The 10,819-nt window shown below is 69.3% G+C and carries 13 protein-coding genes; 5 read left to right on the top strand and 8 right to left on the bottom strand.

Features of this window, described 5'->3' with window-relative positions; translation table 11 throughout:
- Positions 1-37: 37 nt before the first annotated feature.
- Positions 38-685, top strand: a complete 648-nt coding sequence (locus AC3A6P_RS11315; RefSeq protein WP_487691576.1) for a TetR/AcrR family transcriptional regulator — start codon at positions 38-40, stop codon at positions 683-685.
- Here AC3A6P_RS11315 and AC3A6P_RS11320 read toward each other — a convergent pair.
- From AC3A6P_RS11320 to AC3A6P_RS11335, 4 genes are all read right to left on the bottom strand, one after another.
- A complete protein-coding gene (locus AC3A6P_RS11320; protein WP_487691577.1) occupies positions 634-1,389 on the bottom strand; it encodes a DJ-1/PfpI family protein in 756 nt (251 codons plus the stop codon). The two genes, AC3A6P_RS11315 and AC3A6P_RS11320, sit on opposite strands and share 52 nt — an antisense overlap.
- An 8-nt stretch (positions 1,390-1,397) precedes the next feature.
- On the bottom strand, positions 1,398-2,369 hold the full coding sequence (locus tag AC3A6P_RS11325; protein ID WP_487691578.1) for a GlxA family transcriptional regulator: 972 nt from the start codon (positions 2,367-2,369) through the stop codon (positions 1,398-1,400).
- 54 nt (positions 2,370-2,423) lie between these two features.
- Entirely contained in the window at positions 2,424-2,852 is a 429-nt protein-coding gene (locus AC3A6P_RS11330) for a DUF1707 domain-containing protein (protein ID WP_487691579.1), read from the bottom strand.
- 87 nt (positions 2,853-2,939) lie between these two features.
- Positions 2,940-3,908, bottom strand: a complete 969-nt coding sequence (locus AC3A6P_RS11335; RefSeq protein ID WP_487691580.1) for an o-succinylbenzoate synthase — start codon at positions 3,906-3,908, stop codon at positions 2,940-2,942.
- Positions 3,909-3,971: 63 nt separating this feature from the next.
- Here AC3A6P_RS11335 and fadD8 point away from each other — a divergent pair, with 63 nt between their 5' ends.
- The gene (fadD8, locus tag AC3A6P_RS11340) at positions 3,972-5,582 is read left to right on the top strand and encodes a fatty-acid--CoA ligase FadD8 (RefSeq protein WP_487691581.1); all 1,611 of its coding nucleotides are present in this window, start codon (positions 3,972-3,974) and stop codon (positions 5,580-5,582) included.
- A gap of 26 nt (positions 5,583-5,608) precedes the next feature.
- Here the strand turns inward: fadD8 and AC3A6P_RS11345 are convergent, their stop codons facing one another.
- From AC3A6P_RS11345 to AC3A6P_RS11360, 4 genes are read right to left on the bottom strand one after another with little or no spacing between them, the layout of a single operon-like run.
- Complete coding sequence (locus tag AC3A6P_RS11345; protein WP_487691943.1) at positions 5,609-6,184, bottom strand: SAM-dependent methyltransferase; 576 nt, start codon at positions 6,182-6,184, stop codon at positions 5,609-5,611.
- A gap of 26 nt (positions 6,185-6,210) precedes the next feature.
- Positions 6,211-6,948 carry a PIG-L deacetylase family protein gene (locus AC3A6P_RS11350; RefSeq protein ID WP_487691582.1) on the bottom strand — a complete coding sequence of 246 codons (738 nt, stop codon included), beginning with the start codon at positions 6,946-6,948 and terminating at the stop codon, positions 6,211-6,213.
- Positions 6,948-7,865 (bottom strand): acyl-CoA dehydrogenase, encoded by a 918-nt coding sequence (locus AC3A6P_RS11355; RefSeq protein WP_487691583.1) that lies wholly within the window; start codon positions 7,863-7,865, stop codon positions 6,948-6,950. The genes AC3A6P_RS11350 and AC3A6P_RS11355 overlap by 1 nt, the downstream gene beginning before the upstream one ends.
- Positions 7,862-8,563 carry a glycosyltransferase family 2 protein gene (locus AC3A6P_RS11360; protein WP_487691585.1) on the bottom strand — a complete coding sequence of 234 codons (702 nt, stop codon included), beginning with the start codon at positions 8,561-8,563 and terminating at the stop codon, positions 7,862-7,864. Before AC3A6P_RS11360 ends, AC3A6P_RS11355 begins: the two co-directional genes overlap by 4 nt.
- 31 nt (positions 8,564-8,594) lie before the next feature.
- Here AC3A6P_RS11360 and AC3A6P_RS11365 point away from each other — a divergent pair, with 31 nt between their 5' ends.
- From AC3A6P_RS11365 to AC3A6P_RS11375, 3 genes are read left to right on the top strand one after another with little or no spacing between them, the layout of a single operon-like run.
- Positions 8,595-9,314 (top strand): HAD family hydrolase, encoded by a 720-nt coding sequence (locus AC3A6P_RS11365; protein WP_487691586.1) that lies wholly within the window; start codon positions 8,595-8,597, stop codon positions 9,312-9,314.
- A 9-nt stretch (positions 9,315-9,323) separates the two neighbouring features.
- The gene (locus AC3A6P_RS11370; protein ID WP_487691587.1) at positions 9,324-9,779 is read left to right on the top strand and encodes a nitroreductase family deazaflavin-dependent oxidoreductase; all 456 of its coding nucleotides are present in this window, start codon (positions 9,324-9,326) and stop codon (positions 9,777-9,779) included.
- A 4-nt stretch (positions 9,780-9,783) separates the two neighbouring features.
- Positions 9,784-10,683, top strand: coding sequence for a 1,4-dihydroxy-2-naphthoyl-CoA synthase (locus AC3A6P_RS11375; protein WP_487691588.1), 900 nt, complete (start codon positions 9,784-9,786; stop codon positions 10,681-10,683).
- Positions 10,684-10,819: the final 136 nt, after the last annotated feature.

Consider the following 10,819-nt stretch of genomic DNA (forward strand, 5'->3'; position numbering starts at 1 on the left):
CAGTCCCCCTGACTACTGCACTGTAGTATTCAATACTGTGCCACCCAAGTCAATACCGAAACCCCGCAAATACCAGTCCGAGCTGCGCCAACAGCAGGCCGAGGCGACCCGCAACCGCGTTGTGGACGCCGCCGCGCAGCTGTTCGCGTCCGAGGGTTACGCGGGCACGACGCTGGGTCGAATCGCGGCGGCGGCGGGGGTCTCCGCCGAAACCGTGCAAGGCCACGGCCCCAAGGCGGCCCTGCTGATCGCCGCGATCGAGCAGGCCGCGGTGGGCGTCTCCGGCGAGGAGAACATCCTCAACGTCGAGGTGGGACGCCGGCTGGTGGCCGCGCGAGATCCCGACGAAGCCATCAGCCTGCTCGTCGCGGCCCAGAGCGAGGTGCACACCAGAATCGCGCCCCTGGCCGAAGCACTGATCAGCGCCGCCAACGGCGACCCCGAGCTCGACCGGTACCGTCGCGATTTGATAGCCGGCGTGACGCTGCAGTGGCGACGCGTGTTCGACGCCTACCGCGAACGGCGCTGGATCCGCACGGACGTCCCGGTGGACGAACTGGCCGAGGGCTCAGCGGCATTGGGCAGCGTGGAGACCTATCTGCGACTGATGGCGTGCGGCTGGGACCTCCAGACCTATGAGCGGTGGTGCCGACGGATGCTGGCCGAGACGGTGTTCGCGCGCTGAGCCCGAAGTCGCCCGATGGCCTGGTCCCACAGCAGCAGCGTGCTGGCCTTGAGGGCTTTCGGTTTGACGAGATCGCGGCCGAGCAGGGCCGTTGCGGTGGCCTTGGTGGCGGCGGACGCCTTCGAGAAGTGACCGGAATCAAAGGGCGGCTGCGGATCATATTCGATGACCAGCTGCACGGTCTTGGCGTGTGCCTCATCGGTGAGCCGGGCCGCCAGCCACAGGCCCAGGTCAATTCCGGCCGAGACGCCCGCGGCCGTGAGGACTTTGCCTTCGTGAACGATCCGCTGGTCACCGACCGGTGTCACACCGAACGCCTTGAGCACCGGCAGCGCCGCCCAGTGCGACGTGGCCCGCTTGCCGTTGAGCACCCCGGCGGCGGCCAGGATCAGCGACCCACTGCACACCGACGTCGTCCACAAGGTCTGCTGGTGCACCTGGCGCACCCACGCCAGCAGCTTCTCGTCGCGGGCGTGCTCGACGGTGGACATGCCGCCGGGGATCAGCAGCACGTCGGGGGCCGGCGTCTCATCGAAGGTGTGCGTGGCGCCCACCATCAACACACCGGAATCGGCTGCGATGGGCCCGGTTTCGTGCCAGACGAACCGCACCTCGGTGTCGGGCAGATTCCGCAACACCTCGTAGGGGCCGATGAAATCCAGGGCGGTGAAGCCGGGATAGACGACGATGGCGAGCTGGGTCATGGTTTCTCCTAGGCGAACATGCGGCGGTACTGGTCGGGCGGAACGCCCAGGCGCCGAATGAAGTTGCGGCGCATGGTTTCTGCAGTGCCGAATCCGCAGCGGGCGGCGATGGCGACGACGGTGTCGTCGGTCTGTTCGAGCTGGCGGCGGGCCGCCTCGGTGCGGATACGTTCGACATAGGCCCCCGGCGCTTCCCCCACCTCGTCGGTGAAGACGCGGGTGAAGTGTCGCGGACTCATCGCCGCGCGACGGGCGAGGTCGGAAATGCTGTGCGCGGCACCGGGTTCGGCTTCGATGCTGTCCTGGACCTCGCGGATCGGCGCGCGTTTGGCCCGCGGCATCCACACCGGCGCCGCGAACTGGGTCTGTCCGCCCGAGCGCCGCAGCGGCAGCACCAGCCAACGCGCGACGGCCTGGGCCAGTTCGGTGCCGTGGTCGTCCTCCACCAGGGCCAGTGCCAGGTCGATGCCCGAGGTGACGCCCGCGGCCGTCCACACCTTCTCCGAGCTCCGGACGAAGATGGGTTCGGGGTCGACGTGCACCAGCGGGTACCGGGCGGCGAGCCGGTCGGCATACCCCCAGTGGGTGGTGGCCCGGCAGCCGTCGAGCAGCCCCGCGCCGGCAGCAAGAAAGGCACCGGTGCAGACGCTGACCACACGGCGGGCCTGCGGTGCGACGGCCCGGATCCAGTCCAGCAGCCGCGGGTCCGCGTCATCGGAACCACCGCCGCCGGGCAGCACCACCGAGTCCACCGGCTCGCGCGGATCAGGCAAGGGAGCCGCGACAAAGGTCAGCCCGGTGCCCGTCGACACCGCAGCCCCGTCCAGCGACACGATTCTCACGTCGTAGCCGCGCCGGTATCCCTCGTCGCCGTGTTCGGCGGCCAGCAGCAGGGTTGCCGCAGTGAAGACGTCGAAGGGCCCAACCAGGTCCAGCGACTGGATGCCCGGGTATCCGAGAATCACCACCGCCCGCCGCATGGTGTCGATCGTGACGCACAGACCTCATGGCGTCTACGCCATGGAGCCCACAGATCAGGACATGACGCGCTTGAGGCCGAGCCGCACGGGAATCGCGTGGGACGCCAGCCCGACGCCCGCCCCCAGGATCGGCCATACCGGCCAGAAGTAGGTCGCGCCGGCGAACAACGCCGTGGCCGCCCACACCGTCAGCACGATGACGACCATCAGCAGGTAGGCCGCAAGGTGGATACGCACACTCAGCCGCGCCGCCCGGGCCGCGGCGGCCTGCCGTTGCGGGTCGTGTCTACGGATGACCGCCGGGAGATCAGCGACCAACGGACCGAGCTCGGCGACGGTGCTCGCCGCGAAGGTGCGATCCATCCGGCCTTCGTACTCGGGGAAATCCAGGTAGCCCTGCGTCAGCGCCAGACCGAGCTGTGCTGCGGTGCGCTCGCGGTCGGTGTCACCGATCCGCCGGTCCGCGATCGTGGTGGAGGTCATCAGCGCGCTCCCATCTTGTCAGTGTCTAGTTGCAAATCTAGACAGTGACAAGTTCGCGCGTCAAGGGTGCCTCCTCCGGACGCGGACTCACCTCCGGGCGAGAACGGCGTGACACTCGCCGATGCGGGTGCGCCACCAGTCCCGCCGGTCGGCGGGCGCCTGCAGCGCATCGAGGCGGGCCGGGTCGGGCGTCACGGGGGCGACGGGCAGGAATCCGTCGACGGGAACTCGCGCCTCGGCCACGTCTTCGACGAACAGGCCGCCGGTGCCCAGCCCGCACGCATGGTGCAGTGCCGGCAGCGCGGCGGCCGCGGTCAGACCGACACCGATACCGACCGCAGAATCCAGGGCGCTGGACACCACCACCGGGATGTCGATCTGGCCGGCGATCGTCAGGAAGGCCGAAACCCCGCCCAATGGAGCCACTTTCAGCACCGCGATGTCGGCGGCACCCTCACGGACCACCAGCAGCGGGTCCTCGGCCTTGCGGATGCTCTCGTCGGCGGCCACCGGAACCCGCACGCGGCGGCGCACTTCGGCGAGCTCGGGCACCGTCGCGCAGGGCTGCTCCAGATACTCCAGCGGTCCGTCGGCGGTCAGCGCGGCCGCGGCCGTCACCGCCTCGTCCACCGCCCAGCCACCGTTGGCGTCCACCCGCACTGTCGGGATCAGCGCCCGCACCGCATTGACCCGCGCCACGTCGTCGGCCAGCGTCTGCCCCGGTTCGGCGACTTTCACCTTGGCGGTGCCCGCCCCCGGGAACCGCGCCAGCACCTCGGGGACCTGCGCGGCCGGCACGGCGGGCACCGTGGCGTTGATGGCGATCCGATCGCGATGAGTCGGCGGCGCGCTGTGGTAGGCCGAGTCGATGGCCGATGCCAGCCAGTGCGCGGCCTCGGGCGGCTGGTATTCGAGAAAGGCGCCGAACTCGCCCCAGCCGGCCGGGCCGTCGAACAGCGCGATCTCGCGACTGGTGATGCCACGGAACCGCACCCGCATCGGCAGCGTGACCACGTGCACCCGGTCCAGCAGGTCGTTCAGCGCAGGCAACGGCATGAATCGAATGCTATTGGCCCCGACTGCTGACTAGAACTGCAACACGTTCTAGTCTTGGGTCTCATGAGTGACGAACTGCTGCGCCACCCCGTCCACTCCGGCCACCTGCTCGCGGGGGCGCTCAAGCGCCACCGGAGCAAGCCGCTGCTGCATCTGGGCGACACCACACTCACCGGCGGGCAGCTCGCTGACCGCATCAGCCAGTACATTCAGGCATTCGAAGCGGTGGGCTCGGGAAGCGGAACAGCCACCGGCCTGCTGTCGCTGAACCGGCCCGAAGTCCTGATGATCGTGGGCGCCGGGCAGACCCAGGGCTACCGCCGCACCGCACTACACCCTCTCGGCTCGCTCGACGACCACGCCTATGTGCTCTCCGATGCCGGGGTGACGTCGCTGATCATCGATCCGCAGCCGATGTTCGTCGAACGGGCGCTGGGCCTGCTGAGCAAGGTGGACTCGCTCAAGCAGATCCTGACCATCGGCCCGGTGCCGCCGGAGCTGGCCTCCTTGGGTGCCACCGTCCTCGACCTCAACGCCGAGGCCGCGAAGTTCTCACCCCGTCCCCTGGTCGCCGCTGATCTGCCGCCAGATCACATCGGCGGGCTGACCTACACCGGCGGCACCACCGGCAAACCCAAAGGCGTGATCATGACGGTGCAGGCCACCACCACGATGACGACCATTCAGCTGGCCGAGTGGGAGTGGCCGGAGACCCCGCGATTCCTGATGATCACCCCGCTGTCGCATGCCGGTGCGGCGTACTTCCTGCCGACCGCGATCAAGGGCGGCGAGATGTTCGTGCTGCCCAAATTCGATCCCGCCGAGGTGCTGCGTGTGATCGAGGAGCAGAAGATCACGGCGACGTTCCTGGTGCCGTCGATGTTGTACGCGCTGATGGATCACCCGGATTCGCGGACGCGGGATCTGTCGTCGCTGGAGACGGTGTATTACGGCGCGTCCGCAATCAATCCGGTTCGGCTGGCCGAGGCCATCAAACGTTTCGGGAAGATCTTCGCGCAGAACTACGGGCAGTCCGAGGCGCCGATGGCCATTTCGTATCTGGCCAAAGCCGATCACGACGAGAAGCGGCTGTCCTCCTGCGGGCGTCCGACGTTGTTCGCGCGCTGCGCGTTGTTGGACGCCGACGGCAATCCGGTGCCGCAGGGCGAGCCGGGTGAGATCTGCGTGTCCGGGCCGTTGTTGGCCGGCGGGTACTGGCAGCTGCCCGAGCAGACCGCGGAGACGTTCAAAGACGGCTGGCTGCGCACCGGCGACATGGCTCGCGAAGACGAGGACGGTTTCTGGTTCATCGTCGACCGGGTGAAGGACATGATCGTCACCGGCGGGTTCAACGTGTTCCCCCGCGAAGTCGAGGACGTGATCGCCGAGCACCCGTCGGTGGCGCAGGTGTGTGTGGTCGGCACTCCGGATGACAAGTGGGGCGAGGCTGTCACCGCGGTGGTGGTGCTGCGTCCGGACGCGCCGTCCGATGAGGCTTCCGTGGCGACGATGACATCCGAAATCCAGGCTGCGGTGAAGGAACGCAAGGGGTCGGTGCAGTCACCCAAGCAGATCGTGCTCGCCGAGTCGCTGCCGCTGACAGGGTTGGGCAAGCCGGACAAGAAGGCCGTGCGGGCGCAGTTCTGGGAGGGTGCGACGCGCTCGGTGGGCTAGGGTCTCGCCCGAGAACCAGGGTGATGTCACCGCGCGCCGGGGACCTGCTCCCGGGCGGCCACCGACCGCCCGTCGCCGGTGTCGAACACATCGATGACGACGTCGTCGTCCCGGTAGCGGCCCAGGCGTGTCAATCCCGGTGCCGCACACAAAATCTCGTGCACCTCGTCGCCGGCGAGAGGATAGTCGGCCACGGGATGGCGCCAGTGCGCGGCCAGCACCGTCGCACCCTGCCCCAGCCGCGGGATCTCGCGCCGCACCACGTCCGTGAGCAGGTCGGCATCCAAGTAGTAGCCCACCTCACTGAGCACCACCAGATCGAACGGCCCGGCGGGCCACGGCTCGTCGAGCGCCCCGCGCGCGAAGGTGGCACCCGCAGCCACCCGCGTGGCCGCGGTCTGCAACGCGGCATCGGCGACGTCGACCGCGGTGACGTGATCGCAGCGCTGCGTGAGCAATTCCGTGAGAACACCGATTGAGCAGCCCGGTTCGAACGCATGCCGATAGCGGCGCTGCGGCAGCATCGCCATGGTGATGGCGTACTTGCGCTGCTCGTACCACCGCGAGCTCAGCTCCCAGGGATCGTCGGCGGCGGCGTACATGCGGTCGAAGTACTCTCCGGAGATCTTCACCGGAACACCACCTCCCCCACCGCCAGCAGCCGGCGCACCACGAACGGCGCCAACACCGGCGACGCACCGCCCGAGGCGTCGACCTGACTCCGAAAACACTGCACCGCTAGATGTTTCCGCTCGACAGCGTGCCGGTCCAACGGCACCGACCCGGCCCGGTCCCACGGCACCACAGCATCCCCCGGGTCAGCCCAGTGCCACATCCACACCGGGTACTCGACCAGCGTCGCCCCCGCATGGGCGGCGGCCACCGCCGCGGCCCGGCCCGCCGCCTCGTGATCGGGATGGCCGTCACCGCGCCACGTCACCGCGCACCACACCCCGGGGTTCAGCAGGTCGGCGAGCCGCTCGATGAGGCGCTCTTCGTGCTCGGCGATCCGGCCGTCGGGCAGACCGAGGCGGATCACCCGCTGTACCCCGAGAACAGCGGCAGCACAATCGAGTTCGGCTCGTCGGGTGGCTTCCAGGCGCATCCGGTCGACCTGGGTGGTCTCGGGGTGGGCGGCGCCGCCGTCACTGATCGACACCACCGTGACGTCGACACCGCGAGCCACCAAGGCGGCGATCATCCCGCCGGCACCGAGGGTCTCGTCATCAGGATGCGGCGCCACCACCACCAACGCCGGGCACTCGCGCAGGTCCACCGTCGGCGGAGGTTCACCGGCCAGCCAGTCCTCGATCGAGGTGCCCGGCTCCGTCAGCGGCCGGGCGGCGAAGCGGGGGCCGTTGCTCATCACCGAACCGCCAGCCGACCCAGTGCGGCGAGGTCCCGCTCGGCGTGGCTCTGGCGGACGTAGACGGTGAGATCGGCGACGCGCTGGGCGTGCAGGGCATCCATCCCCAACGGGCCGGGCCCCAGCGCGTGGCCGGTGCGGGTCAGCGTTTCCTCGACGGCGTGTTCGACGACGGCGCGGGCGCGACGGGCAAACAGCTCGCCGTGGGCCACCTGGTCCACCGCGTCGATCTGCTCTGCGGTGGTCTGCAGCACGGCCGCGGCGGCGGTGAGCGCGGCGTCGACGGCGCCCAGGTGTGCCAGTGCGTGCTCGTCGGCGGCCTTCTCGTAGAGCGGGGCGGCGACGGCCCGGGCTCCGCCGAGCCAGCAGGCCGCCACCCCGATGGCGCCGTACCAGAACCCCGGCCGGCTCAGGTACGCACCGGGGGCACCGACAGCAACAGCCGGAGCTTCGGTGAATTGCACTGAGCGGGTGTCACTTCCGGCCATGCCGGCGTTGGCCCAGGTACTCGGCAGCGGCCGCGCGAACGGATCGGTGAGGCTCACCGCGTACAGGGCGCGCTCACCGTCGGGCCTGCGCGCGGTCACCAGGGCGTGGCTGCAGAAGCCGGCTCCCGAGCACCATGGTTTGACACCGCTGAGCGTGGCCTCGTCACCGTCGGCCGAGGCCGTCACCACCTGATCGGAGGCTTCGGCGGCCCAGACGCCCCACAGCTGATCGGGCAGCGGCGGTTTGGCACCGAGCTCGTCGAGGATCGCCACGGCGTCGGTGTGCGCTTCGGCGATCCGGGCGGCGACGAGGTCGGTTTCAGCCAACTCCGCGAGGCGGCGCCACCGCTGCGCGGTGGCGCCGGAGGCGGGCAGCGGCAGATCCAGGACGCCGTCGGCGAGCCAGCGCCGCACGGTTTCGACGCTCAAGCGGAGTCACCCGCGAGGGAACGCAAATGTGCGGCGAACCCGCCAGGTGCGCGACCCTGACTACGCGCCGACGTCGCCACCGACAACGCCGGATCACGACGAATCCGGTAGTCGCCGACCTCGAAGCGCTGCACCAGATCGACGTCCTCGCCGGTGGCCAACGCGTGGAAGCCGCCCACCCGCCAGTAGGCGTCCGCGCGGAACCCCATATTGGCGCCGTGGATGTGCTGATGCTCCTGGTCGGTGCCGCGGTGATAACCGCGCAGGTAGCGGCGCAACACCTGCGCGGGCAGGCGCCGCCAGTCGGCGATGCGCACCACGCCGAGCACCATGTCGGCTCCCCCGTCCGAACAGGCGTCGAACTGCCGGATCAGCCAGTCGGGGTCCACCCGGGAGTCGGCGTCCGTGGTGGCGTACCAGGTGTGCTCGTCGCGGCCGCGCAGCGACGCGGCGAAGGTGAACCCGGCCGCCCGGGCCGCCCCGACATTGCCGGCCTCGACGGTCACGAAGTGCACATCGGGGCCGTAGCTGCCGGCGAGCGTCGCGCTGTCGTCGTCGCAGTTGTCCAGCACGACGACCACGGACACCGGCACCGGCGCACACGCGGCGCTGGTGAGCACGGCGCGCAGGCAGCGTGGGAGGTTGGCCAGTTCGTTGTGCGCGGGGATCACCACGGCCGCCGCGGAAACAGTACTCACGGCGAAGATATATCCATTTAGCGAGAAATCCATGCCGACCGAGGCAAACGCGAGTGGCACCATGGCAGGCGTGCACAACGCCGCGCTGTTCGACTTCTCCGGCACACTGTTCCGCCTGGAGGAGGATGCGAGCTGGTTCGAAGGCATATCGGTCAACGACGCAGAGGTGGACGGACACGTGCAGGCCGAGCTGATGCGCCGGCTCACCGCCCCCACCGGACGCTCGGTCGACATGGGCCCCGACGAGTACCACGCCTGGGTGAACCGCGACCTCGCCCCGCACCTGCACCGTGAGGCCTATCTGCATGTGCTGCGCGAGTCCGGGGTCGCCGACCATCACGCGGAGTCGTTGTATCAGCGGGTGATCGACCCATCTTCGTGGACGCCGTATCCCGACACCGCCGAGGTGCTCGCGTCGCTGAAAGGGCTGGGGGTGCGGACCGCGGTGGTATCCAATATCGCGTTCGACATCCGTCCCGCGTTCGCGGCGATCGGGGCCGACAAGCACGTCGACGAATTCGTGTTGTCCTTCGAAGTGGGTGCCGTCAAACCGAGCCCGGAGATCTTCACCACCGCGCTGGAACGTCTCGGCGTCGCAGCAACCGAGGCCGTCATGGTCGGCGACAGCGACGAGGCCGACGGCGGCGCCCGCGCGGTGGGCTGCGGTTTCCTGCTGGTGGACCCGCTGCCCACCGCTGAGCGGCCCGACGGGCTGCTGCAGTCACTGCGGCAGTACGGATTCGCGGTCTAACCTCGAGGAATGGCCGACGAGCAGATCCGCCCGCCGTGGTGGCTCAAACCACTGAACAAAGTCCTCATGGGCGCCCAGAAGGCGCGCCTTCCGGTGTTCGGCAAAGAAGGACTCCCGGTGCTCACGGTGGTGGGGCGCAGATCGGGCAAGCCGCGCTCCACCCCGATCTCGCCGATGACCGTCGACGGGAAACGGTATGTGGTGGGCGGATTCCCCGGCGCGGATTGGGTGCGCAACGCCCAGGCCAACCCGAATGCGGTATTGAGGCAGGGCCGTCGCAGCGAGCAGGTGCGGATGGTGGAGATGACGGCTGAGCAAGCCCGGCCGCTGCTGCGGGTGTTCCCCGAGAAGGTGCCCACCGGACTGAGTTTCATGAAGAACGCGGGCCTGGTGTCGGAGGGCACACCGGAGGAGTTCGAGGCATTGGCCGGCCGCTGCGCGGTTTTCCGGTTCGATAGCGTGTGAACCCGTGAGCGAGAACCCCTTTGACCCCAGTCTGTGGCGGCCTGTCGACGGCTTCGATTTCACCGACATCACCTACCACCGCGCGCGCGGCGACGCGACGGTGCGGGTGGCGTTCGACCGGCCCGAGGTGCGCAACGCGTTCCGGCCGCACACCGTCGACGAGTTGTACCGGGCGCTCGACCATGCCCGGATGGATCCGTCGGTGGGGGTGGTGTTGCTGACCGGCAACGGTCCCTCACCCAAGGACGGCGGCTGGGCGTTCTGCTCGGGAGGCGATCAACGCATCCGCGGCCGCAGTGGTTACCAGTACGCCGACGGCGAGACCGCCGACACGGTGGATGTGGCGCGGGCGGGGCGGCTGCACATCCTGGAGGTGCAGCGGTTGATCCGGTTCATGCCCAAACCGGTGATCTGTCTGGTCAACGGCTGGGCCGCCGGCGGCGGGCACAGCCTGCACGTGGTGTGCGATCTGACGCTGGCCAGCCGCGAGCATGCCCGCTTCAAGCAGACCGACGCCGATGTCGGCAGCTTCGACGGCGGTTACGGCAGCGCCTACCTGGCCCGGCAGGTAGGCCAGAAGTTCGCCCGCGAGATCTTCTTCCTCGGCGAGGCCTACACCGCCGAACAGATGCACCAGATGGGTGCGGTCAACCGCGTCGTCGACCACGCCGACCTCGAGACCGTCGGCCTGGAGTGGGCGGCCGCGATCAACGGCAAGTCGCCGCAGGCCCAGCGCATGCTGAAGTACGCGTTCAACCTGCTCGACGACGGTCTGGTAGGCCAGCAGCTGTTCGCCGGTGAGGCCACCCGGCTGGCGTACATGACCGACGAGGCCGTCGAAGGCCGGGACGCCTTCCTGGAGAAGCGCGACCCCGACTGGACCCCGTTCCCCCGCTACTTCTGAGGGATTTCGGCCCGGTCGCCGAGCTCGAGGTACGAGAGCGAGAGCGGGCCGGGCTGGTGATTTCGGCCCGGTCGCCGAGCTCGAGGTACGAGAGCGAGAGCGGGCCGGGCTGGTGATTTCGGCCCGGTCGCCGAGC

The sequence above is a fragment of the Mycobacterium sp. Soil_C_30 genome (genome assembly GCF_057656995.1).

What these genes read in the sequence shown, in the direction of transcription:
- AC3A6P_RS11320 (WP_487691577.1), bottom strand. Translation starts at nt 1,389, where the DNA reads ATGACCCAGCTCGCCATCGTCGTCTATCCCGGCTTCACCGCCCTGGAT.
- AC3A6P_RS11325 (WP_487691578.1), bottom strand. Translation starts at nt 2,369, where the DNA reads ATGCGGCGGGCGGTGGTGATTCTCGGATACCCGGGCATCCAGTCGCTG.
- AC3A6P_RS11330 (WP_487691579.1), bottom strand. Translation starts at nt 2,852, where the DNA reads ATGACCTCCACCACGATCGCGGACCGGCGGATCGGTGACACCGACCGC.
- AC3A6P_RS11335 (WP_487691580.1), bottom strand. Translation starts at nt 3,908, where the DNA reads ATGCCGTTGCCTGCGCTGAACGACCTGCTGGACCGGGTGCACGTGGTC.
- fadD8 (WP_487691581.1), top strand. Translation starts at nt 3,972, where the DNA reads ATGAGTGACGAACTGCTGCGCCACCCCGTCCACTCCGGCCACCTGCTC.
- AC3A6P_RS11345 (WP_487691943.1), bottom strand. Translation starts at nt 6,184, where the DNA reads ATGTACGCCGCCGCCGACGATCCCTGGGAGCTGAGCTCGCGGTGGTAC.
- AC3A6P_RS11350 (WP_487691582.1), bottom strand. Translation starts at nt 6,948, where the DNA reads ATGAGCAACGGCCCCCGCTTCGCCGCCCGGCCGCTGACGGAGCCGGGC.
- AC3A6P_RS11365 (WP_487691586.1), top strand. Translation starts at nt 8,595, where the DNA reads ATGCCGACCGAGGCAAACGCGAGTGGCACCATGGCAGGCGTGCACAAC.
- AC3A6P_RS11370 (WP_487691587.1), top strand. Translation starts at nt 9,324, where the DNA reads ATGGCCGACGAGCAGATCCGCCCGCCGTGGTGGCTCAAACCACTGAAC.